Here is a 21,542-nt window from a genome sequence, read left to right as displayed (position 1 = left end):
GGACAAGTAAGTGTCAGGAACCGTCCGCATGGACCAGCCGGACCTCGAGGCCGAGCCGTATTTTTCGCAACCGAAACGTCAGGTCTTCCTGATGTTGATGGTGATCGGGTTGACCGCCGTTGGCGGCTACTTCGTGCTGCCCAGCGTTCTGCCGATCTTCGAAGCGAACCCGTATCTGAACGGGTTCATCATGTTCGTCTTCTTCCTTGGGGTTCTGGCCTGTTTCTGGCAAGTCGGGCAACTCATGGTGTCGGTCCGCTGGATCGTTGATTTCGCTTCGGAAAACGAAGGGGCCGTCCAACGTCAGGCGCCGCCGCTTCTGGCGCCGCTGGCCACGCTGCTGCGGTCGCGCAGCAAACGGATGCAGATCACGCCGACCTCGACCCAGTCCATCCTCGACTCGGTGGCCACGCGGATCGACGAAGCGCGCGAAATCACCCGTTACATCGTCAGCCTGCTGATCTTCCTTGGTCTGCTGGGCACGTTCTATGGCCTGGCCACCACCGTTCCGGCGCTGGTCGACACCATCCGCGGGCTGGCTCCGCAGGCGGGGGAAACCGGGGTCGATGTGTTTTCCCGCCTGATGACCGGGTTGGAAAGCCAGCTGTCGGGCATGGGCGTGGCCTTTGCCTCGTCGCTGCTGGGGCTGGCCGGCTCGCTTGTTGTGGGGTTGCTGGAACTGTTCGCCGGCCATGGTCAGAACCGGTTTTACCGAGAGCTTGAGGAATGGCTGTCGTCGATCACGCGGCTGGGTTTTTCGACCGGCGAAGGCGAAGGCAGCCCGGAACTGGGCCTTGCCGGTGTCGCGCTGGATCACATGGCCGACCAGATCGAATCCTTGCAAGTGATGTTCGCCCAATCCGACGAAAGCCGGGCCGAAGTCGATGCGCGCCTTGGCCAACTGGCCGATTCCATCGAACGGCTGACCGAACGGATCGAAGCGACCTCTCCCAGCGCGATGGCGCTTGCGCGGGTGGCGGAAGGACAGGAACGTCTGGTTGACGTGATCGAAAACCGCGTCGCGGGCGAAGGCATCGACGCCGAAAGCCGCATGCGTCTGCGCTCGATCGACGTTCAGATGCTGCGTATCCTCGAAGAAATTTCTGCCGGGCGGCAGGAAAGCATGGCCGAACTGCGCACCGATCTGTCCGCGCTGACCCGCGCGCTGGAGCGCATGGCGCGCCCGCCGCTCACGCCGCAGCCGGTTCGCCCGCAACGCCCTGCAGCGCCGAAGACCTCGGACGGGGGCTAAACCATGGCCCTGTCGCGCCGTACGGGACAACGCCTGCAAGCCAATATCTGGCCGGGGTTCGTGGACGCGATGACCGGGCTGTTGCTGGTGCTGATGTTCGTGCTGACCATCTTCATGGTGGTGCAGGCGGTGCTGCGCGACACGATCACCAGCCAGGACACGGAACTGAATTCGCTGTCCGCCGAAATCGCCGCCCTGGCGCAGGCGCTGGGTGTCGAACAACGCAAGACCGCTGCGCTGGAAACCCAGCTTGGGGAACTGAATGCGACGCTGGACAACAGCCAGTCCGAGGTGGCGCAGCAGGCCGCCCTGATCGCCTCGTTGACCCAGCAGCGTGATCAGCAGGATGCGGCGTTGCAGGCGGCGCAAGCGCAGATTGTCCAGTTCGAAGACCGCGTTGCCGCCCTGTTGGCAAGCCAGCAGGATGACCGTGCCGCCATTGCCAACCTGACCGCAGAGCGTGACGCGCTGGAAACCGCCCGCGCTGACCTGATGACCGAGCGCGAAGCGCTGAACCTTGCGCTGGCCAACGCCCGATCAGAGATCGATGAACAGGTCGAGGCCGCCCGTCTTGCGGCCGCCCGTCGCGAAGCGCTCGAGGCGCTGATCGCCGATCTGAATGCCAGGAACGATGAAACCGCCGCCAACGCCGCCGCGCTGTCGGCACAGGTCACGGCGCTGGAAACCCGGTTGAGCGAGGAGGAAACCGCCAAGCTGGCCGAAGCCGCTGCCGCCGCCGCCCTGCGCAAGCGCCTGCAAGAGGCCGATGCCGAGCTGACCGCGATGACCATGGCGCTGGAACAGGAACGCGCCAGGGCCGAGGAAACGCTGACCCTGCTGGCCGCCGCAAAAGAGGCAGAGGCCGATCTGAACGCGCAACTGGCCGCCGCGCTTCTGGCCGGCGAAGACAACACTGCGCGGCTGCAACTGCAACTGGATCAACAGGCCGCGCAACTGGCCGAGGCGAAGAAGGCGCTGCTTGAGGCACAGCAAGACGCGGCCGGGATGACCGGGCAATTGCAGACCTCCCTGGCCGAAGAACGTGCCGCGCGTGCCGCGCTGGAAGCGCAGCTTGCCGCGTTGCGTACCGCGACGCAGGATGAAAAGGCCGGGCTGGAAAGCACGCTTGCCGCCACCCGCGCTTCGCTTGCTGCCGCGCAGGATGCGACGGCGCAGGCCAATGCCACCGTCGCCGGACTGCGCGAAGAACTCGACGCCGAGAAATCCGCGAGGGCAGAGGTTGAGGCGGCGCTGGCCCGCGCCCGTACGGTTCAGGCGCAAGCCCGTACGCAACTGACCGATTTGCAGGCCGCGCTTGCTGCCGCCTTGTTGCGGGCCGAGGCGGCCGAGAAATCCACTGGCGAGCAGGGCACCCGCCTGTCGGTACTGGAAACCGAAAACGCCCGTCTGAGCACTCAACTGCAAGAGGCTGACGAACGCGATGCCCGCCGCGACGCGGTGATTGCCGGCCTGCGCGCGGACCTGTCCGCAGCGCAAGGCGCGCTGAACGACGGGTCAGAGGCGGTCGCGGGCCTGCAGGCACAACTGGCCGACCGGGCCGAGAAAATGGCCCGGCTGGAAGGCGAACTGGCCGGGCAAAGCGCCACAGCAGCGCGGCTTCAGCGCGAACTGGACGAGGCGAAGAAGGCGCTGGATATCGCGCGGGCCGATGCGCTGGCCCGCGCGCAAGAGGATGCTTCGGACAAGCGGTCACTTGAAGAACGGCTGGCCGCCGCGTTGGCCGCCAAACTGGACGCCGACCAAAGCGCCGAGGAAACCCGCAGCCGCCTGGCTGCGGCCCTTGCCGCCAAGCGCGCGGCAGAGGCAGAGCTGGACACCGCCATGACCAAAGCCGAAGAGCGCGCGGCGCTGCTGTCCACCGCGCGCAAGGAACTGGGCGATGAACAACTGCGCACCAGCCAGGCGCAGAAACAGGCCGAACTGTTGAACCAGCAAATGGCGGCACTGCGGCGGCAACTGTCGTCCCTTCAGGCCCTTCTGGACGAAGCGCAGGCCAAGGACGCGGTTGCACAGGTGCGCCTGCAATCGCTGGGCACAGAACTGAACGCCGCGCTGGCCCGCGTTGCGCAGGAAGAACGCGCCCGCCGGCAACTGGAAGAGGCAGAGCGCAAGCGGCTGGAAGCGCAGGCCAAGGACCTGGAAAAATACCGGTCGGAATTCTTTGGCCGGTTGCGCGACCTGCTGGGCGGTCAGGAAGGCATCCGGATCGAGGGCGACCGGTTCGTCTTTTCGTCCGAGGTCCTGTTTCCGCCGGGCGGTGCCAACCTGTCCGTTGAGGGCCAGCAAGAGATCGCCAAGGTTGCCGGTATCCTGCGCGGCATTGCCGATGATATCCCGCCGGAAATCGACTGGGTGATCCGGGTCGATGGGCATACCGACAACGTGCCGCTGTCGGGTTTTGGCGAATTCCGCGACAACTGGGAACTCAGCCAGGCGCGGGCGCTGTCGGTGGTGCGCTTCATGGTCGATGCACTGGGGATTCCACCGAACCGTCTGTCGGCCAACGGCTTTGGCGAATACCAGCCGGTCAACCCCGCCGACACGCCAGAGGCGCGGGCGCAAAACCGTCGGATCGAACTGAAACTGACCGAGAAGTAAGCCTGCGCGTCACTTTACCGTCACATGCGCGTTGCGATGCGCGATGACCACGCCGTCGCGCGTCAGCAGCGCCTCTCCAAGATAGTCGCCAGCAGGCCAGCCGCCTTTGGGCGCTTTCAGCCCCGCTGCCTGCATCTGGCTTCGCTGCGGGTCGCGGAAGCGTATCGGTTTGCGAAACAGCTCGGTTCCGTCCGGGCCCTGTGCCGACAGGGTCAGCAGGTCACCCGGTTGCAGGAAGTTCGCGATGGTATAGACGACCAAAGGCTGGGATGGGTCGCCCGCGTCCAGCCGCGCGGTGCCGTCCACGGCCGTTTCCATCGTCGGCACCGCATCGGAAAACCCTGCTGTCATCAACCCGGTGTCGTAATAAGGGGGCGGTTCGGCCCAAAGCCCCTGTTGTGGTGCGTTGCAGACTACGGGACCCGGGGCAAAGGGATCGACCACTGCACCGTTGTGCTGCACACCGATATGAACATGAGGATGGTTCGTCATCCCCGATAGCCCGACCTGCCCCAGCGGGTCCCCCGCCTGCACCTGTTGCCCCGGCTGCACGGCGATCGAACCGCGCTTCATGTGGCAATAGATCGTCGTCCAGCCGGCGCCATGATCGATCATCACGGCGTTGCCGCAGGCGGTCTGCGAGGTCACGCCCCGCATGGTGCGGTCGTCGGCCATGGAGTCGCGGGTGCGCAGCACCGTCCCGGGGGCCGCAGCGAGAACGTCGACGCCGGCAGCCATCGCGTCGAAAGACAGCAGGGCGAAATCGGTGCCCTTGTGATCGTCGCGGGCGTTGTATCCGCAGGCATAGTCGCTTTGCCGTCCGGGTTCGGGGTTCCGGTCGACATAATCCTCGATATAGCAATCGACGCCCAGGGTGCAGTCCAGCGGCATGGCCAAAAGGGGTGCCTCCGCCGTGGCGGGCACGGCGGAGGCGAAAAGGCAAAGGGCCGCAACAGCGGCGCGCATCAGTCCGCGGTCAGAAGCGGCGGCTTCTTCGAGCTGAGGCGCGGCTTGTCCGGGCCGTCGACGTTCAGTTCCAGCTTGCCATCCTTGACCGAGACACGGACGACGCCGCCCTTGGTCAGCTTGCCGAACAAAAGTTCTTCGGCCAGTGGCTTCTTGATGTTTTCCTGGATCACACGGCCCAGCGGGCGGGCGCCCATCTTGTCGTCATAGCCCTTGTCGGCCAGCCATTCGGCGGCAGGCTTGGTCAACTCGATGGTCACGTTGCGATCCAGAAGCTGGGCTTCCAGTTGCAGAACGAACTTCTCGACCACTTGGATGATGGTCTCTTTCGGCAGCGGCGCGAAGGAAATCACCGCGTCCAGGCGGTTGCGGAATTCGGGCGTGAAGGTCCGTTCGATGGCGGCGGTATCCTCGCCCTCGCGCCGGTCGCGGCCAAACCCGATGGCGGCCTTGGCCTGTTCCGCGGCCCCTGCGTTCGAGGTCATGATCAGGATCACGTTGCGGAAATCCACCGACCGGCCGTTATGGTCGGTCAGGGTGCCGTGGTCCATCACCTGCAACAGGATGTTGAACACATCCGGATGCGCCTTTTCGATCTCGTCCAGCAGCAACACGCAATGCGGATGCTGATCGACCCCGTCGGTCAGCTGACCGCCCTGGTCGAACCCGACATAGCCCGGAGGCGCGCCGATCAGGCGCGAAACCGCGTGTTTCTCCATGTATTCCGACATGTCGAAGCGCAGCAGTTCCACACCGAGCGTGGACGCCAGTTGCTTGGCCACCTCGGTCTTGCCGACGCCGGTCGGACCCGCGAACAGGTAGTTGCCGATGGGCTTTTCGGGCTCACGCAGGCCGGCGCGGGCCAGCTTGATGGCAGAGGACAGCGCCTCGATCGCTGCGTTCTGGCCAAAGACCACGCGCTTCAACGTGGTTTCCAGATCCTTCAGCACCTCCGCATCGTCCTTGCTGACGTTCTTCGGAGGGATGCGGGCGATCTTGGCCACGACTTCCTCGATCTCCTTGGTGCCGATGGACTTGCGCCGTTTGGACGCTGCCAGCAGGTGCTGCGCGGCCCCGGCTTCGTCGATCACGTCGATGGCCTTGTCGGGCAACTTGCGGTCGTTGATATAGCGCGCCGACAGTTCCACGGCGGTCTTGACCGCATCGGCGGTGTATTTCACGCCGTGGTGTTCTTCGAAGTAGGGCTTCAGCCCCTTCAGGATCTTGATCGTGTCCTCGACCGAGGGTTCGTTCACGTCGATCTTCTGGAACCGGCGGCTCAGCGCGCGGTCCTTTTCGAAATGCTGGCGGAATTCCTTGTAGGTGGTCGATCCCATGGTCCGCAGCTTGCCCCCCTGCAGGGCGGGCTTCAGCAGGTTGGATGCATCCATGGCGCCGCCCGACGTAGCCCCGGCACCGATCACGGTGTGGATCTCGTCGATGAACAGGACCGCGTCGGGGTGATCCTCAAGCTCGTTCACGACAGCTTTCAGACGTTCTTCGAAGTCACCGCGATAGCGGGTACCTGCCAGCAAGGCTCCCATGTCGAGGCTGTAGATCGTGGCATTGGCCAGAACCTCTGGCACCTCGCCGGACACGATCTTGCGCGCCAGGCCTTCGGCGATGGCGGTCTTGCCGACACCGGGGTCGCCCACCAGCAGAGGGTTGTTCTTGCGGCGGCGGCACAGCACCTGGATGCAGCGCTCAACCTCGTGTTCGCGCCCGATCAGCGGGTCGATGTCGCCATCCCGCGATTTTGCGTTCAGATCGACGCAATACTTGCCCAGGGCCGATTCCTTCTGATCGGTGCTGTCGGCGCTTTGCGCGGTCTCTTCCTCGTTTTCTGTCGCCCCGGACACCGGGCGGCTTTCGCCGAAGGCGGGATCCTTGGCCACACCATGCGCGATAAAGTTCACGGCATCATAGCGGGTCATTTCCTGTTCCTGCAGGAAGTAAGCGGCGTTCGATTCCCGTTCGGCGAAAATCGCGACCAGCACGTTCGCGCCCGTCACCTCTGTCCGGCCCGAAGACTGGACATGGATCGCGGCGCGCTGGATCACGCGCTGGAACGCGGCGGTCGGCACGGCTTCGGACCCTTCGATATCGGTCACGAGGTTCGACAGGTCGTCGTCGATGTAGTCGACAAGCGTGCCGCGCAATTCTTCGGTGTCGACGGAACAGGCCTTCATGACGCGCAACGCGTCAGGCTCGTCGATCAACGCCAGCAGCAAATGCTCCAGCGTTGCGAATTCATGCGACCGGGAATTGGCCAGCGCCAACGCCGAATGGATCGCCTGCTCAAGGGTGTTCGAGAATGAAGGCACTTGTGGTGCTCCTTCTGTTTGTGCGGGCCTGTGGTTCGGCCAGCTTTGCCTCTTACTCTTAAAGTTTGGTCGATTGCCTTGTATCTTCAAGTTTTTTCTTCGGGGCCGACGCTCACATTTCAGCGCGGCATCGAAATGTGCCGTGAAAAGCGGCCTAGAATGCGTCTTTTCGGGCACGGATTTCCGCAAAGACATCGGCGTCGCTTGCGGCCTCCATGCCCAGTCGCGCACGGATGGCGGGGTCTGCGGCGCGCAGGAACGGATTGGTCGCCAGTTCCTCGGACAATAGCACCTGCGCGGTCGGTTCCCCGTCGGCGCGCGCTTTTGTCACGCGCGCGACCCGGGCCTGCAGCGCGGTATTGTCGGGGTCGATGGTCAGGGCGAACCTTGCGTTGCCAGTGGTGTATTCATGGCCGGAATAGACCATTGTGTCGGGCGGCAGGGCGGCCAGCTTCGACAGGCTGTCGAACATCATCGGCATCGTGCCCTCGAACACCCGTCCGCATCCCAGCGCCATCAGGCTGTCGGCGGTGAACACCGCCTTGCCGCGCGGAAAATGGAACGCCATGTGGCCCAGCGTGTGGCCCGGCACATGCAGCGGCACGGTATAGCCTTCGCCCTCGCCACCATTCATGCCTTCCTCCAGCGCCATGTCGAGGGGGGGAAGCTTGGCTTCTTCGGCCTTGGGACCCATGACCTTGCAGCCGTATTTCGTGCGCAGTTCCTCGACCCCGCCGACATGGTCGTGGTGGTGATGGGTGATCAGGATCACGCCCAGGCTCCAGCCACGCGCCTCCAGCGCGTCGATGATCGGCCCGGCCTCGGGCGCGTCGATCAGGCACACGCCATCGGGGCCTTTGACGATGTAGGCATAGTTGTCAGACAGGCAGGGCACCGTGACGATGTCGAGGGGCATGGTCTTTCCTTTTCGCACTGGTATCGTGCTGTCAGACTGACCGATCAGGGGACCGGCTGCAATGCACCTGGATGTGCGCGACCTGAGAGAGTTCTATTACCGCAGCGCGTTGGGGCGTGCCGCGCAACGCATCGTGCGCAACGAAGTCCGGCGTTTCTGGCCCGAGGCGCAGCGGCAGACCGTTGTGGGCTATGGTTTTGCCGTGCCGCTCTTGCGTCCCTTCCTTCCCGATGCGCGCCGGGTGATCGGGCTGATGCCGTCGCCGCAGGGTGTGATGCACTGGCCGGCAGGCCAGCCCAACGTTTCGGTTCTGTGCGAGGAAACCCGTTGGCCAGTGGACACCGGGCAGGTCGACCGGCTGATCCTGATGCACGGGCTGGAAACGTCGGAAAGCCCGTCTGAACTGCTGGACGAATGTTACCGCGTGCTTGGACCGGGGGGAAAGGCGCTGTTCATCGTACCGAACCGGTCGGGGCTTTGGGCACGCAGCGATGCGACGCCTTTTGGCTTTGGCCGGCCGTATTCGCGCGGACAGCTTGAAGCGCAGTTGCGCAAGCACGACTTCGTGCCCGAAAAGCATGTCTCGGTGCTGTACCAGCCACCCTCGACCCGCCGGTTCTGGATGAAGTCCGCAGGCCTGTGGGAACAGATGGGCCGGGCGATCCCGGCGGTCATGGCCGGCGGCGTGATGATGCTGGAGGCCGCGAAACGGCACCCCCCAAGCCAGCGCGGCGTGGACGAGGCGGTGCGGGTGCTGAACCCGCTCGAGGTGCTGACGCCGCGACCGGCCGGCAATGCCAAGCCGGTATGACGACGTCTGTCGCGCGTGCCTTTGGCACGACGCCCCACCCGCCGTCCCGCCGGGCACGTTGATCGCAGAAAACGCAAATGCCCGGAAAAACTGCACAAGAATCGTGCATCGTCACGAAATTGCGAGGGTTTCCCACATGTTCTTTTCGCGCAAATGGTCGCGCTTTTTGACAAGCGTTTGTTTTCCCACGGTTTAGCGCAATCGTTATTTCTTCGTTACCATGTTGCTAGGTTGGGGTAGCTCTGCTACATCCGCGCTGATTTTGATGCCTTGGAACCGAACAAGGCGCACGTAACGCCCTCGGACGCCAGTGAACCTGCGCGTCACGGGGGCCTAATATCGGAAGGGTGGACGTGTCTGAATCAGCTTCGATTTCCTCCGGCATCGCCGACCGCTATGCGACCGCGGTCTTCGAGATCGTGAAGGAAAACAAGAATCTTCCCAAACTTGAAGCCAATCTCAAGGACCTGGGCACCGCGTTGGGGGAAAGCGCGGATTTGCGCGATCTCCTGAGCTCTCCCATCTATTCGCGCGATGCGCAGGGCGCAGCCATCGCCGCTATCGCCGACAAGATGGGTTTGATCCCGTCGCTGTCGAAGGTGCTGCAACTGATGGCGTCCAAGCGCCGCCTGTTCGTGGTGCCGCAGATGGTTGCGCGCCTGCTTGACATGATTGCGGAAGACAAGGGTGAAGTGACTGCCGAGGTAACCTCGGCCAAGGCGCTGACCGCCACCCAAAGCAAGAAACTGACCGAAACGCTGAAGGCGCAAATCGGTCGTGACGTCATCATCAATGCGACCGTCGATGAAGCTCTCATCGGCGGTCTTGTCGTTAAGGTGGGCTCGAAGATGATCGACACGTCGATCCGCTCCAAGCTCAACTCCCTCCAGAATGCAATGAAAGAGGTCGGATAAATGGGTATCCAAGCAGCCGAGATTTCTGCGATCCTAAAGGACCAGATCAAGAACTTCGGTCAGGAGGCCGAAGTTGCTGAGGTAGGTCGTGTGCTGTCCGTCGGGGACGGTATCGCGCGCGTTTACGGCCTCGACAACATTCAGGCCGGTGAAATGGTCGAATTCCCGGGCGGCATCATGGGCATGGCGCTGAACCTGGAAAGCGACAACGTCGGTATCGTTATCTTCGGGTCCGACCGCGACATCAAGGAAGGCGACACCGTCAAGCGCACCAAGTCCATCGTGGACGTGCCGGCTGGCGAAGCGCTGCTGGGTCGCGTTGTTGACGGCTTGGGCAACCCGCTGGACGGCAAGGGTCCGATCGCCGCCTCCGAGCGTCGCATCGCAGACGTCAAGGCCCCGGGCATCATCCCGCGTAAATCGGTGCACGAACCCATGGCAACCGGCCTGAAGGCCGTTGACGCCATGATCCCGATCGGTCGCGGTCAGCGCGAACTGATCATCGGTGACCGTCAGACCGGCAAGACCGCCGTGGCCCTGGACGCGATCCTGAACCAGAAATCCTACAACGACGCCGCTGGCGACGACGAAAGCAAGAAGCTTTACTGCATCTACGTCGCCATCGGTCAGAAGCGTTCGACCGTGGCCCAGCTGGTGAAGAAGCTGGAAGAAAGCGGCGCCATCGACTACACGATCGTCGTGGCCGCAACCGCGTCCGACCCGGCGCCGATGCAGTTCCTGGCACCCTATTCGGCCACCGCGATGGCGGAATATTTCCGCGACAACGGCAAGCACGCACTGATCATCTATGATGACCTGTCCAAGCAGGCCGTGTCCTATCGTCAGATGTCCCTGCTGCTGCGTCGCCCGCCGGGCCGCGAAGCTTACCCGGGTGACGTTTTCTATCTCCACTCGCGCCTGCTGGAACGGTCGGCAAAGCTGAACGAAGACAACGGCGCCGGTTCGCTGACCGCGCTGCCGATCATCGAAACCCAGGGTGGCGACGTGTCGGCGTTTATTCCGACCAACGTGATCTCGATCACCGACGGCCAGATCTTCCTGGAAACCGAACTGTTCTACCAGGGCATCCGCCCCGCCGTCAACACCGGTCTGTCGGTTTCGCGCGTCGGCTCGTCCGCTCAGACCAACTCGATGAAGTCGGTCGCAGGCCCGATCAAACTGTCGCTGGCCCAGTACCGCGAAATGGCGGCCTTCGCCCAGTTCGGTTCCGACCTCGACGCCGCAACCCAACAGCTGCTGAACCGTGGTGCGCGTCTGACCGAACTGATGAAGCAGCCGCAGTATTCGCCGCTGACCAACGCCGAACAGGTCATTGTGATCTGCGCCGGTACCATGGGTTACCTCGACAAGGTCGCCGTCCGGGACGTGAGCCGCTTCGAAAAGGGTCTGCTGGCCCATGTGCGCGGCAAGCACCAGGACCTGCTTGACTGGATCACCAAAGACGATCCGAAGATCAAGGGTGACGCAGAAGCCAAGATCAAGGCCGTTCTGGACGAATACGCCTCGGACTTTGCATAAGGGGACTGGGACATGCCTAGCCTCAAGGACCTAAAAAACAGGATCGAGTCGGTCAAATCGACCCGCAAGATCACCAAGGCCATGCAGATGGTGGCCGCCGCGAAACTGCGGCGGGCACAGGACGCGGCCGAAGCGGCGCGGCCTTATGCCGACCGCTTCAACGCGGTGATGGCGGCTCTGGCCTCTTCGGTCGGCGACAGTGACAGCGCGCCCCGGCTTCTGGCCGGGACGGGCAAGGACGACGTGCACCTGCTGGTGGTGATGACCGCCGAACGCGGGCTGTGCGGCGGCTTCAACACCAACATCGTGAAGCTGGCCAAGACCAAGATCGCAGACCTTCAGGCGCACGGCAAAACCGTGAAGATCCTGACCGTCGGCAAGAAGGGTCGCGAACAGCTCAAGCGCGAATACGCCAGCCTGTTCGTCGGCCACATCGACCTGTCCGACGTCAAGCGCATCGGCTACGGCAATGCGCAGGATATCGCGCGTGACGTGCTCGGCCGCTTTGATGCGGGTGAATTCGATGTCGCGACGATCTTCTTCGCGAAGTTCAACTCGGTCATCAGCCAGGACCCCACGGCCCTGCAGATCATCCCTGCCGCTTACGAAAGCGAAGGTTCGCAGGAAGAGGGCGCCTCGACGCTCTACGACTACGAACCGGGCGAAGAGGAAATCCTCGCCGATCTGCTTCCGCGCGGTGTCGCAACGCAAGTCTTCTCGGCCCTGCTCGAGAACTCTGCCTCCGAGCAGGGTTCGCGGATGTCGGCCATGGACAACGCAACGCGCAACGCGGGCGAGATGATCGACAAGCTGACCATCGAATACAACCGTTCGCGTCAGGCCGTCATCACGAACGAACTGATCGAAATTATCTCGGGCGCCGAGGCGCTCTAAGAACCGGAGACGACAAATGGCAAACGCAAAGGGCAAGATCACCCAGGTGATTGGCGCCGTGGTCGACGTGCAGTTCGACGACCACCTGCCGGCAATTCTGAACGCGCTGAACACCGAGAATGGCGACAAGACGCTGGTTCTCGAAGTTGCACAGCACCTTGGTGAGAACACTGTTCGCACCATCGCAATGGACGCGACCGAAGGTCTGGTTCGCGGTCAGGAAGTGACCGACACCGGCGCGGCGATCACCGTTCCGGTGGGCACCGCAACGCTGGGCCGCATCATCAACGTGACCGGTGCGCCGATCGACGAAAAAGGCCCGATCGAGGCAGACGAGTATCGCCCGATCCACGCCCCGGCACCCGACTTCTCGGAACAGTCGACCGAGGCGGAAATCCTCGTGACCGGCATCAAGGTCATCGACCTGCTGGCACCCTATGCAAAGGGCGGCAAGATCGGCCTGTTCGGTGGCGCTGGTGTGGGCAAGACGGTTCTTATCCAGGAACTGATCAACAACATCGCAAAGGTGCACTCGGGTCTGTCGGTGTTCGCTGGCGTGGGTGAACGGACCCGCGAAGGCAACGACCTTTACCACGAAATGATCGAATCCGGCGTTCTGACCCCGGACAACCTGACCGACTCCAAGATTGCTCTGTGCTTCGGCCAGATGAACGAGCCGCCGGGTGCACGCGCACGGATCGCTCTGACCGGTCTGACGCTGGCAGAACAGTTCCGCGACGCAACCGGGACCGACGTTCTGTTCTTCGTCGACAACATCTTCCGCTTCACGCAGGCCGGTTCGGAAATGTCCGCTCTGCTGGGCCGTATCCCGTCGGCCGTGGGCTATCAGCCGACGCTGGCGACCGACATGGGTGCCATGCAGGAACGCATCACCTCGACCAAGAATGGATCGATTACCTCCATTCAGGCCGTGTACGTTCCCGCCGACGACCTTACCGACCCGGCGCCTGCAACCACCTTTGCGCACCTTGACGCAACCACGGTTCTGAACCGTGCGATTTCCGAACTGGGCATCTACCCGGCGGTGGACCCGCTCGATTCGACCTCGCGTCTGATGGATCCGCTGATCGTGGGCCAGGAACACTACGACGTTGCGCGTGACGTTCAGGGTATCCTGCAGCGCTACAAGTCGCTTCAGGACATCATCGCCATCCTCGGGATGGACGAACTGTCGGAAGAGGACAAGCTGACCGTGGCCCGTGCCCGTAAGATCCAGCGCTTCCTGTCGCAGCCGTTCGACGTGGCAAAGGTCTTCACCGGCTCTGACGGTGTCCAGGTTCCGCTGGAAGACACCATCAAGTCGTTCAAGGCCGTTGTGGCTGGCGAATACGACCACCTGCCCGAAGGCGCCTTCTACATGGTTGGCGGCATCGACGAGGTGATCGCGAAGGCCGAGAAGATGGCCGCAGACGCTGCCTAATCATCCCGGTTCGGGGGCACATCCCGTGCCCCCGGCTTGAAAGGAGTTTCCCATGGCAGACACTATGAAGTTCGATCTGGTCAGCCCGGAACGCAACCTGATGTCGGCAGAGGTCACCTCTGTGCAGATTCCGGGTGCCGACGGCGACCTGACCGCGATGCCGAACCATGCGCCGCTGATCACCACGTTGCGCCCCGGTATCCTGAAGGTGGAAACCACCACGGGCACCGAGGAATTCGTCGTCACCGGCGGGTTCGCACAGATCGGTGAAAGCCTGTCGGTTCTGGCCGAACGCGCCCTGCCCAAGGGCGACATGGACCAGGCCACCTATGACGAGATCATGGACGAGGCTCACCACGCCTACAAGCAGGCGAAGGAAGCCGAGCACAACGAACCCGGCCCGGTCGACGAGGCCGCCAAGCTGCTGGCCGACATGATGGCGCTTGGCACCCATATCGGGCTGGACCCGAAGCAGCCGTCGCTCTGATCCGTCAGGACTGCAAGAAATCAAGGGCCCTGCCGCGAGGTGGGGCCTTTTCGCTTTCCAAAGCCCTGGAATTTTGCTGCACTCGGAACGGGTTAACGGAGGACTGCCATGCGCAGGTTCGCAAGCCAGTCAATCGGTGTCGAACAGGGCGACGCCTTGGTCTTTTCCGAATTCGAAGACGGCGGCGCGATGTGGACGGGGCAGGGCAGCCGCGAACGCCGCCGTACGATCACCTTCTCGGAACCGTACAAATCGCGCCCGGTGGTGCAGGTCGCCATGTCGATGCTGGATGCCGATACCTCGGTCAACCTGCGCTGTGAATGCATCGCGGAACACATCACGCGCGACGGGTTCGACCTTGTGTTCAAGACATGGTCTGATAGCCGCGTCGCGCGTGTCAGGCTGACCTGGATCGCGTTTGGCGAACTTGGATTTGCCGACGACTGGGACGTCTGAAAGCAAAAGCCCCGGCGCAGGTCCGGGGCTTTCACTGGATCAAAGGATGCCTTCGTAGATCGGCCCCAGAGTGTCGTCGTCAAACAGCGATGACACCGAAGTGCCGTTCCAGATGTTCAGGATCGCCTGCGCAAACATCGGAGCTGTCGGCAGAACGCGGATGTTCTGCGCACCGGTCACTGCGTCGGTGGCCGGGATCGAATCCGTGATGACCAGCGATTTCATCACCGAATTGGTGATGCGCTCAACGGCCGGGCCGGACAGAACGCCGTGCGTGATGTACGCGTGCACCTCTTTCGCGCCGTGCTGGCACAACACCTCGGCCGCTTTGCACAGCGTGCCGGCGGTATCGCAGATGTCGTCGACGATGATACAGGTCTTGCCGGTCACGTCCCCGATCACGGTCATTTCGGCGATCTCGCCGGGTTTTTCGCGGCGTTTGTCAACGATCGACAGCGGCGCGTTGATCCGCTTGGCCAATTCGCGGGCGCGGGCCACGCCGCCGACGTCGGGCGACACGACCATGACATCGCTCATCTGGTCCTTGAACTGGGTTTTCAGGTCCAGCGCAAAAATCGGGCTGGCGTAAAGGTTGTCGACGGGGATGTCGAAGAAGCCCTGAATCTGGGCCGCATGCAGGTCCATCGTCAGAACCCGTTCGATCCCGGCGGTGACCATCATGTTCGCCACCAGCTTGGCGCTGATCGGGGTGCGTGCCTTGGTGCGGCGATCCTGGCGGGCGTAGCCGAAATAGGGCAGCACGGCGGTGATGCGCGCCGCCGACGACCGGCGCAGCGCGTCGGCCATGATCAGCAGTTCCATCAGGTTGTCATTGGCCGGGTTCGACGTCGACTGGACGATGAACATGTCCTCGCCCCGGACGTTTTCGTAAACCTCGACAAAGATTTCCTGATCGTTGAACCGTTCGACGCGGGCATCGACAGGTTTGACGCTCATGCCCCGGTACAGCGACATCCGTCGCGAAATGGCATTGGCGAGGGGCTTGTTGCCGTTCCCGGCAATCAGTTTGGGTTCGACAACGGTGGGCATGGTGGCAGGCTCCGATGGCGTCGTGTCCGACAGATTCGTGAAGTTGACACGCCCTTAACATGCACCTTACCTGCCGGAAAGCATCGTGCGCCGGGGAGGGACCAAATGGCTCAGATTGATTACTATTTCTCTACGATCTCACCGTTCACCTATCTTGCGGGGCTGCGGTTGGAAAACATCGCCGCAAGGCATGGGGCGCAGATCACGTATAAGCCGGTCGATATCCTGGCGTTGTTCCCGCGTACGGGCGGCACCCACCCGAAAGACCGGGCCCCGGCGCGGATGCAGTACCGGGCGCAGGAACTTGCGCGGCAATCGCGCAAGTCGGGGATGCCGCTGAACCTGACCCCGGCGCATTTCCCGGCGAATGCCGCGCCATCGTCCTATGCGATCATCGCCGCGCAAAAGGCGGGGGGTGGCGATCTGGGGGCCCTGGTGCACGCGATCCTGCGCGCCTGCTGGGCCGAGGACAAGGACGTGGCCGACGATGCGGTGATCCGTGCCGCGCTGGCCCAGGCGGGGTTCGATCCGGGGTTGACCGACAGCGGTCTGCTGGTTGGCGCGGAAACCTATGCCCGAAACCTGGAAGAGGCGGTCGAGGCCGGGGTTTTCGGCGCACCGTTCTATGTCGTGGTCGATAGCGGGCAAAAATTCTGGGGCCAGGACCGGCTGGACGATCTGGACGCACACCTGTCCGGGGCGCTGTAATGGGGGCGGTGTATCATCGCCGCTTCGGTACGGGCCCAAAGCACGCGATATTCCTGCATTGCGGGCTGGCGCATTCCGGCGTGTGGCGCGGCGTGGCGGACCGGCTGGGCGATCTGCTGACCGTCGACGCGTTCGACATGCCGGGGCACGGACGCAGCGCCCCGCCGGACACCGCGGAAGGGATTCACGACGTGGTGACCGCGATTGCCCGTGACCTGCTGCGCGACAGCAGTTTTCTGGTCGGGCACAGTTTCGGCGGCACCGTCGCGTTGCGTCTGACGCAGGAATTGCCCGCGCAGGTGTCGGGCCTGACCCTGATCGAGCCGGTGGTCATGGCGGCGGCCAAGGTCAGCTTGCCTGACGTGTTCGACCCCTATCACCGCTGGGCGGTGTCGATCCGGGAACTGGTCCAGGCCGGCCAACTGCACGCCGCGGCCGAGGCTTTCACCAAGGTCTGGGGCGGCGGGATGCCGTGGGGCAAGCTGCCACCCGACCAGCAGGACAGCTTTGCCCGCAACATGCCGTTGATCTGCGAAACCGACCGGCTGTTTCTGGACGACCACCTGGGTGTGCTGGACCCCGGCAGGCTGGAAGCGGTGACGCAGGACACGCTGCTGATCCGCGGGGCGCAGTCGCCCCGGCTGGTCGAAGGCATTCACCAGACGATGGTGCGGCGGATGCCCCATGCGCGCGACGTGGTGATTGCAGGGGCCGGTCACATGGTGCCGATCACCCATCCCGCCGAAGTGGCCGACCTGATCCGGGACCAGCTTGTGGCGCATCCGGTGGACTGATCAGCCCTTCTTGCCGATCTTCGGTTCCGTCCCGGCGCGCAGCCGCGCGATGTTGGCACCGTGGCGCCAGAACACCACCGCCATCAGCACCACCGCCAGCGCCATCGCGCCGCCATAGCCCAGAAGCTGCATCCACACCGGCGCAGACAGCGCCGCCACCAATGCCCCGACCGACGATATGCGCGAGGCAAAGGCCGCCGCCAGCCAGGTCAGGCAACAGGCGATCCCCACCGGCCAGGCCAGGGCAAGCATCAGGCCCAGGAAGGTGGCCACCCCCTTGCCGCCCTTGAAGCCCAGCCAGACCGGGAAACAGTGGCCCAGAAACGCCAGCAGCCCGGCCAGTTGCGCCGCGTCCTCGCCCGCCACGGCGCGGGCCAGCAGGACAGCAGCCGCGCCTTTGCCGCCGTCCAGCAGCAGCGTCGCCGCGGCGGCGCCCTTGTTGCCGGTGCGCAGCACGTTGGTGGCGCCGATGTTGCCCGATCCGATCTGGCGCAGGTTGCCCAGCCCCATCGCCTTGGTGATGACCATGCCAAACGGGATCGAGCCCAGCAGATACCCAAGGAGGGCCCAAAGCCCAAGAGCGGTCAGAGTGCTTTCAACAGGGGGCATCACGCGCTCCGATAGACTTCGTTACCGCCAACATAGGTCGCAAGGACCTTACCCTGAAGCCGGGCGCCGTCAAACGGCGTGTTCTTGGATTTGGATTGCAGCTTGAACCGGTCGACGATGATCGGCTTGTCGGGGTCGAACAGAACCAGGTCGGCGGGTGCACCCGCGGCCATCCGTCCGCCGGGCAGCCCCAGCCGCTTGGCGGGGTTCAGCGACAGCGCGCGGAACAGCGTCGGCAGGTCAAGCGCGTCGCCGTGGTACAGCCGCAGGACGACAGGCAGCAGGGTTTCCAGCCCGACAGCGCCGCTGGCAGCCTCTTCGAAGGGCAGGCGTTTGGATTCTTCGTCCTGCGGGCTGTGCATGGTGCAGATCACGTCGATCAGACCGCTGCGCACCGCCTCGATCGCCGCTTGCCGGTCGTCTTCCGACCGCAGCGGCGGCGTCACCTTGAAGAAGGTGCGATAGTCGGCCACGTCCAGTTCGTTCAGCGTCAGATGATGGATCGAGATCCCGGCGGTCACGTTCAGCCCGTTGCGCTTGGCGCGGTCCAGCGCGGGCAGGGCACGGGCGGTGGTGATCTGGTCGGCGTGATAGGCGACGCCGGTCATTTCGACCAGCGCCATATCGCGATCCAGCCCCATGCGTTCGGCCATCGGCGACACCGCGGGCAGACCGCGCAGGCTGGAAAACTTGCCACTGGTGGTGCACGCCCCCCTGGACAGGCCCGGGTCCTGCGGATGCGCCACGATCAGTGCGCCAAGGCTGCGGGCATAGGTCATCGCGCGGCTGAGCACCTTGGTGTCGGCGACGACGCGGCTGCAATCGGTGAACGCCACCGCGCCCGCATCCATCAGGAAACCGATCTCGGTCATCTCGCGCCCGTCACGGCCCTTGGTCAGCGCGGCCATGTGGGCGACGTTGACAACGCTGTCCTCGGCGGCGCGGCGGCGGATGAATTCCAGCGCTTCGGGCGTGTCGATGGGCGGTGCGGTGTCGGGCCGGGTGACAATGGTGGTCACGCCGCCGGCCGCCGCGGCACGTCCGGCCGAGGCATAGCTTTCCTTGTGCCGTTCGCCCGGTTCGCCGACCTTTACCCCGATGTCCACGATCCCCGGAGCCAGATAACGGCCGCCGCAGTTCACGACGGAGATGTTTCGCGCGCGAAACATCTCTGTATTTTCAACAGGTTGCGTTAATACTTCTTTAATGTTCCCGGCTTCGATCAGCACGGCGCCCGGGGTGATCGTACCGGCTTCGGGGTCGACCAGGCGGGCGTTGTCAAGAAGGGTAGAGGTCATGGAACTGTCCTGTCTGCCGCTAGCGCCGGGCGGCGTCGATGGCCGACGCCACGCGTTCCGGGTCGGGCATGTTCTTGAGAAGGTATTTGTCGCCGGATTTGGTCACGACCTGCACCAGGCCCCACATGGTGCGGACCTTTTCGATCTCGGCCAGCGCGATGATCCGGCCGTTGGCGCAGGTCAACCGACCGTCCGCCAGTTCCCATTCTTCGGCCAGCGCTTCGTCCATCAGGTACCAGCCGCGCAGCGCGATGGCCGCCAGCCCGCCGATGGCTCCGGTCCAGACATGGGGATCCCCCATGAGCCAAAGGGCCAGCACCCCGATGACCATGGCCCCGGCAGCAAGCCGGGTGTTGGACCGGATATAGGTTTGGCGGTCAGGGGTGAATTTCATCAACCGGCCTTTCGCTGAATGTCACGCATGGATTGATAGACGGTGCGGGCGTCGGGCAGCCGCTCGAAGCCGCGCTTGACCGTGCGGTGGCCGCGCTTGGTGCGGCGATAGTCCTGTGCGAACCAGATGCTGGGCAGGTCGGCATCGTCAAATTCCAGCACGGTGTCACCGGTGATCGGATAGCTTTTGAGCTTGCGCCCGATCACCGGCATGTTGGTCGCGATAAAGGCGCGTCGGTCTGTCAGCGTGTACCAGGTGTGCCGCCGCACAAAGGCCGTGCCGAACAGCGCAGTGACGACGATTCCGATGCCCACGGAAAAGTGGATCAGGCCGAACATCCAGAAAGCGCCGCCCGCCTGCATGGCCATGATCATCCAAAACAGCGCGAAGCCCGAAAAGAACGTGCCGAAAACGGCGGTCAGGATATTGGCCGGACCGATGTTCAACCCCGCATCGGGGCGACCCTGCCACAGGATCGTTTCGTTCGGGTCAAGAATGCCGTCCCAGCCGTCGGGAGCCTGTGCCATGGCTCAGCCCCCGGCCAGGTAAACGGCGGCAATCCCCAGGATCACCACCGTGGCCATTGCCGCCAGCGCCAGTTTGACAATCGGCAGGCCGGGTCCGGACCTGGCCGAGGCCCTGCCGCCGCCGATGCTGCCCCGGGCCGATTTCGACCGCAGCGGCGCCTTGGCGCGGGTCGGTCTGATTTCCTGGAACGTGCCGACCCAGCGCAGCGGGGTGCGGATGGTCAGCGATTGAGCGGTATGGGCGAAGGCCTGGCTGGGCAGGATCAGGACATGCCCGCGCAACCGGTTCAACTGCCCGGCATTGTCGCGCAGCTGGTCTTCGGGGATGCCGTGGGCCTGGTGCAGGTAGCTGGTCAGCGGCATGTCTTCCAGGTCGCGGATGCGCACCACGTCGATGAAGCTGGCGCTGAGTTTCTTTGCGCCCAGCCCGTACAAAAGCGGCCATTCCCCGGTACCGGCCTGCACGGTGAAGCGTTCGATCGCCTCGGGTGGCAGGTCAAGGTGGAAGACCCGGACAATGCCGGCGTCACTTTCACGGATGTCCATCCGGTCGCTCATACCATCACCTCCTTGGGGCTGGCGCGCAGGTTGCGGGCCAGAAGATCCATCGCGGCCATGCGCACGGCGACACCCATTTCCACCTGTTCCTGGATCACGCTGCGGTTGATGTCGTCGGCCAGCGTGCCGTCGATTTCGACGCCGCGGTTCATTGGTCCGGGGTGCATCACGATGGCGTCGTCCTTGGCATGGGACAGCTTTTCGGCATCCAGTCCAAAGCGATGGAAATATTCGCGTTCCGACGGGATGAACCCGCCGTCCATACGTTCCTTCTGAAGCCGCAGCATCATGACGACGTCCACGTCTTTCAGACCCTCGCGCATATCGTCATAGACCTCGACCCCGAAGTCGCCGATCCGGTTGGGCATCAGCGTCGGCGGACCGATCAGGCGCACGCGGTTTTCCATCTTGCCCAACAGCAGCAGGTTCGACCGCGCCACGCGGCTGTGGGCGATGTCGCCGCAGATCGCGATGTTCAGACGGTGAATGCGGCCCTTGGCGCGGCGGATCGTCAGCGCATCCAGCAGTGCCTGTGTGGGGTGTTCGTGGCGTCCGTCACCGGCGTTGATCACCGCGCAGTTGACCTTTTGCGCCAGCAGGTCGACCGCGCCGGAATGCGGGTGCCGCACGACCAGCAGGTCGGGGTGCATCGCGTTCAGTGTCAGCGCGGTGTCGATCAGGGTTTCGCCCTTCTTGATGCTGGACGCCTGCATCGACATGTTCATCACATCCGCGCCCAGCCGCTTGCCGGCCAGTTCGAAACTGGACTGCGTGCGGGTCGAGTTTTCGAAGAACATGTTGATCTGCGTCAGCCCGGCCAGGGTGCGGGAATGCTTGTCGCGGCGGCGGTTCAGTTCGACATATTTGTCGGCCAGATCCAGCAGCGTCGTGATCTCGTCGGGGCGCAGATGTTCGATCCCCAGCAGGTGACGTTGATCGAAACGCATGGGCGGGCTCCTTGGGTCGGGTCGAAGGGGTTATAGAA

The 21,542-nt window shown here is 63.7% G+C and carries 21 protein-coding genes; 11 read left to right on the top strand and 10 right to left on the bottom strand.

Annotated elements, in window-relative coordinates:
* Positions 1-28 precede the first annotated feature (28 nt).
* Together VK792_RS15790 and VK792_RS15785 are read left to right on the top strand one after the other, a co-directional pair.
* Positions 29-1,252, top strand: coding sequence for a biopolymer transporter ExbB (locus tag VK792_RS15790; protein WP_326298770.1), 1,224 nt, complete (start codon positions 29-31; stop codon positions 1,250-1,252).
* Positions 1,253-1,255: 3 nt separating this feature from the next.
* A complete protein-coding gene (locus tag VK792_RS15785) occupies positions 1,256-3,871 on the top strand; it encodes a peptidoglycan -binding protein (RefSeq protein ID WP_326298768.1) in 2,616 nt (871 codons plus the stop codon).
* A gap of 9 nt (positions 3,872-3,880) precedes the next feature.
* On the opposite strand, the gene VK792_RS15780 is transcribed toward VK792_RS15785, so the two are convergent.
* The 3 genes from VK792_RS15780 to gloB all read right to left on the bottom strand — a co-directional run bounded on the left by VK792_RS15780 (position 3,881) and on the right by gloB (position 8,077).
* Positions 3,881-4,762 carry a M23 family metallopeptidase gene (locus VK792_RS15780; RefSeq protein WP_326298766.1) on the bottom strand — a complete coding sequence of 294 codons (882 nt, stop codon included), beginning with the start codon at positions 4,760-4,762 and terminating at the stop codon, positions 3,881-3,883.
* 74 nt (positions 4,763-4,836) lie between these two features.
* Entirely contained in the window at positions 4,837-7,161 is a 2,325-nt protein-coding gene (gene clpA, locus VK792_RS15775; RefSeq protein WP_326298764.1) for an ATP-dependent Clp protease ATP-binding subunit ClpA, read from the bottom strand.
* A gap of 154 nt (positions 7,162-7,315) precedes the next feature.
* Positions 7,316-8,077: a hydroxyacylglutathione hydrolase gene (gene gloB / locus VK792_RS15770; RefSeq protein WP_326298762.1), complete on the bottom strand. Its 762-nt coding sequence runs from the start codon at positions 8,075-8,077 to the stop codon at positions 7,316-7,318.
* Between the two features lie 61 nt (positions 8,078-8,138).
* Here gloB and VK792_RS15765 point away from each other — a divergent pair, with 61 nt between their 5' ends.
* From VK792_RS15765 to VK792_RS15735, 7 genes are all read left to right on the top strand, one after another.
* The gene (locus VK792_RS15765; protein WP_326298760.1) at positions 8,139-8,888 is read left to right on the top strand and encodes a methyltransferase domain-containing protein; all 750 of its coding nucleotides are present in this window, start codon (positions 8,139-8,141) and stop codon (positions 8,886-8,888) included.
* 347 nt (positions 8,889-9,235) lie between these two features.
* Positions 9,236-9,802, top strand: a complete 567-nt coding sequence (locus VK792_RS15760; RefSeq protein ID WP_326298758.1) for a F0F1 ATP synthase subunit delta — start codon at positions 9,236-9,238, stop codon at positions 9,800-9,802.
* Entirely contained in the window at positions 9,803-11,341 is a 1,539-nt protein-coding gene (atpA, locus tag VK792_RS15755) for a F0F1 ATP synthase subunit alpha (RefSeq protein ID WP_326298756.1), read from the top strand.
* A gap of 12 nt (positions 11,342-11,353) precedes the next feature.
* Positions 11,354-12,235, top strand: a complete 882-nt coding sequence (locus VK792_RS15750; RefSeq protein WP_326298755.1) for a F0F1 ATP synthase subunit gamma — start codon at positions 11,354-11,356, stop codon at positions 12,233-12,235.
* Positions 12,236-12,251: 16 nt separating this feature from the next.
* Entirely contained in the window at positions 12,252-13,676 is a 1,425-nt protein-coding gene (atpD, locus tag VK792_RS15745; RefSeq protein WP_326298753.1) for a F0F1 ATP synthase subunit beta, read from the top strand.
* 52 nt (positions 13,677-13,728) lie between these two features.
* The gene (locus VK792_RS15740; protein WP_326298751.1) at positions 13,729-14,163 is read left to right on the top strand and encodes a F0F1 ATP synthase subunit epsilon; all 435 of its coding nucleotides are present in this window, start codon (positions 13,729-13,731) and stop codon (positions 14,161-14,163) included.
* A gap of 108 nt (positions 14,164-14,271) precedes the next feature.
* Positions 14,272-14,619: an H-type lectin domain-containing protein gene (locus tag VK792_RS15735; RefSeq protein ID WP_326298749.1), complete on the top strand. Its 348-nt coding sequence runs from the start codon at positions 14,272-14,274 to the stop codon at positions 14,617-14,619.
* A gap of 39 nt (positions 14,620-14,658) precedes the next feature.
* Here the strand turns inward: VK792_RS15735 and VK792_RS15730 are convergent, their stop codons facing one another.
* The gene (locus VK792_RS15730; RefSeq protein WP_326298747.1) at positions 14,659-15,669 is read right to left on the bottom strand and encodes a ribose-phosphate pyrophosphokinase; all 1,011 of its coding nucleotides are present in this window, start codon (positions 15,667-15,669) and stop codon (positions 14,659-14,661) included.
* A 105-nt stretch (positions 15,670-15,774) separates the two neighbouring features.
* Between VK792_RS15730 and VK792_RS15725 the strand changes: the two genes are divergently transcribed.
* Both VK792_RS15725 and VK792_RS15720 read left to right on the top strand, forming a co-directional pair.
* On the top strand, positions 15,775-16,377 hold the full coding sequence (locus VK792_RS15725; protein ID WP_326298745.1) for a 2-hydroxychromene-2-carboxylate isomerase: 603 nt from the start codon (positions 15,775-15,777) through the stop codon (positions 16,375-16,377).
* The gene (locus VK792_RS15720) at positions 16,377-17,171 is read left to right on the top strand and encodes an alpha/beta fold hydrolase (RefSeq protein ID WP_326298743.1); all 795 of its coding nucleotides are present in this window, start codon (positions 16,377-16,379) and stop codon (positions 17,169-17,171) included. The genes VK792_RS15725 and VK792_RS15720 overlap by 1 nt, the downstream gene beginning before the upstream one ends.
* Here the strand turns inward: VK792_RS15720 and plsY are convergent, their stop codons facing one another.
* From plsY to VK792_RS15690, 6 genes are read right to left on the bottom strand one after another with little or no spacing between them, the layout of a single operon-like run.
* The gene (gene plsY, locus VK792_RS15715) at positions 17,172-17,780 is read right to left on the bottom strand and encodes a glycerol-3-phosphate 1-O-acyltransferase PlsY (protein WP_326298741.1); all 609 of its coding nucleotides are present in this window, start codon (positions 17,778-17,780) and stop codon (positions 17,172-17,174) included.
* Positions 17,780-19,078 carry a dihydroorotase gene (gene pyrC, locus VK792_RS15710; RefSeq protein WP_326298739.1) on the bottom strand — a complete coding sequence of 433 codons (1,299 nt, stop codon included), beginning with the start codon at positions 19,076-19,078 and terminating at the stop codon, positions 17,780-17,782. The genes plsY and pyrC overlap by 1 nt, the downstream gene beginning before the upstream one ends.
* A 19-nt stretch (positions 19,079-19,097) precedes the next feature.
* A complete protein-coding gene (locus VK792_RS15705; RefSeq protein WP_326298737.1) occupies positions 19,098-19,472 on the bottom strand; it encodes a hypothetical protein in 375 nt (124 codons plus the stop codon).
* Complete coding sequence (locus VK792_RS15700; protein ID WP_326298735.1) at positions 19,472-19,999, bottom strand: aspartate carbamoyltransferase catalytic subunit; 528 nt, start codon at positions 19,997-19,999, stop codon at positions 19,472-19,474. Before VK792_RS15700 ends, VK792_RS15705 begins: the two co-directional genes overlap by 1 nt.
* Before the next feature lie 3 nt (positions 20,000-20,002).
* On the bottom strand, positions 20,003-20,557 hold the full coding sequence (locus VK792_RS15695; RefSeq protein ID WP_326298733.1) for an aspartate carbamoyltransferase catalytic subunit: 555 nt from the start codon (positions 20,555-20,557) through the stop codon (positions 20,003-20,005).
* Positions 20,554-21,504: an aspartate carbamoyltransferase catalytic subunit gene (locus VK792_RS15690; protein WP_326298731.1), complete on the bottom strand. Its 951-nt coding sequence runs from the start codon at positions 21,502-21,504 to the stop codon at positions 20,554-20,556. Before VK792_RS15690 ends, VK792_RS15695 begins: the two co-directional genes overlap by 4 nt.
* Positions 21,505-21,542 lie beyond the last annotated feature (38 nt).

It is taken from the genome of Mesobacterium hydrothermale, from assembly GCF_035818635.1.
Lineage (GTDB): Bacteria > Pseudomonadota > Alphaproteobacteria > Rhodobacterales > Rhodobacteraceae > Mesobacterium_A > Mesobacterium_A hydrothermale.
This window is presented reverse-complemented; position numbering and strand designations above follow the sequence as displayed.

Coding starts and splice junctions, on each gene's coding strand:
- plsY (WP_326298741.1), bottom strand. CDS start 17,780: ATGCCCCCTGTTGAAAGCACTCTGACCGCTCTTGGGCTTTGGGCCCTC.
- VK792_RS15765 (WP_326298760.1), top strand. CDS start 8,139: ATGCACCTGGATGTGCGCGACCTGAGAGAGTTCTATTACCGCAGCGCG.
- VK792_RS15750 (WP_326298755.1), top strand. CDS start 11,354: ATGCCTAGCCTCAAGGACCTAAAAAACAGGATCGAGTCGGTCAAATCG.
- VK792_RS15695 (WP_326298733.1), bottom strand. CDS start 20,557: ATGAGCGACCGGATGGACATCCGTGAAAGTGACGCCGGCATTGTCCGG.
- VK792_RS15735 (WP_326298749.1), top strand. CDS start 14,272: ATGCGCAGGTTCGCAAGCCAGTCAATCGGTGTCGAACAGGGCGACGCC.
- VK792_RS15730 (WP_326298747.1), bottom strand. CDS start 15,669: ATGCCCACCGTTGTCGAACCCAAACTGATTGCCGGGAACGGCAACAAG.
- gloB (WP_326298762.1), bottom strand. CDS start 8,077: ATGCCCCTCGACATCGTCACGGTGCCCTGCCTGTCTGACAACTATGCC.
- VK792_RS15690 (WP_326298731.1), bottom strand. CDS start 21,504: ATGCGTTTCGATCAACGTCACCTGCTGGGGATCGAACATCTGCGCCCC.
- atpD (WP_326298753.1), top strand. CDS start 12,252: ATGGCAAACGCAAAGGGCAAGATCACCCAGGTGATTGGCGCCGTGGTC.
- VK792_RS15790 (WP_326298770.1), top strand. CDS start 29: ATGGACCAGCCGGACCTCGAGGCCGAGCCGTATTTTTCGCAACCGAAA.
- VK792_RS15720 (WP_326298743.1), top strand. CDS start 16,377: ATGGGGGCGGTGTATCATCGCCGCTTCGGTACGGGCCCAAAGCACGCG.
- VK792_RS15740 (WP_326298751.1), top strand. CDS start 13,729: ATGGCAGACACTATGAAGTTCGATCTGGTCAGCCCGGAACGCAACCTG.
- VK792_RS15725 (WP_326298745.1), top strand. CDS start 15,775: ATGGCTCAGATTGATTACTATTTCTCTACGATCTCACCGTTCACCTAT.
- VK792_RS15700 (WP_326298735.1), bottom strand. CDS start 19,999: ATGGCACAGGCTCCCGACGGCTGGGACGGCATTCTTGACCCGAACGAA.
- VK792_RS15705 (WP_326298737.1), bottom strand. CDS start 19,472: ATGAAATTCACCCCTGACCGCCAAACCTATATCCGGTCCAACACCCGG.
- VK792_RS15780 (WP_326298766.1), bottom strand. CDS start 4,762: ATGCCGCTGGACTGCACCCTGGGCGTCGATTGCTATATCGAGGATTAT.
- atpA (WP_326298756.1), top strand. CDS start 9,803: ATGGGTATCCAAGCAGCCGAGATTTCTGCGATCCTAAAGGACCAGATC.
- pyrC (WP_326298739.1), bottom strand. CDS start 19,078: ATGACCTCTACCCTTCTTGACAACGCCCGCCTGGTCGACCCCGAAGCC.
- VK792_RS15785 (WP_326298768.1), top strand. CDS start 1,256: ATGGCCCTGTCGCGCCGTACGGGACAACGCCTGCAAGCCAATATCTGG.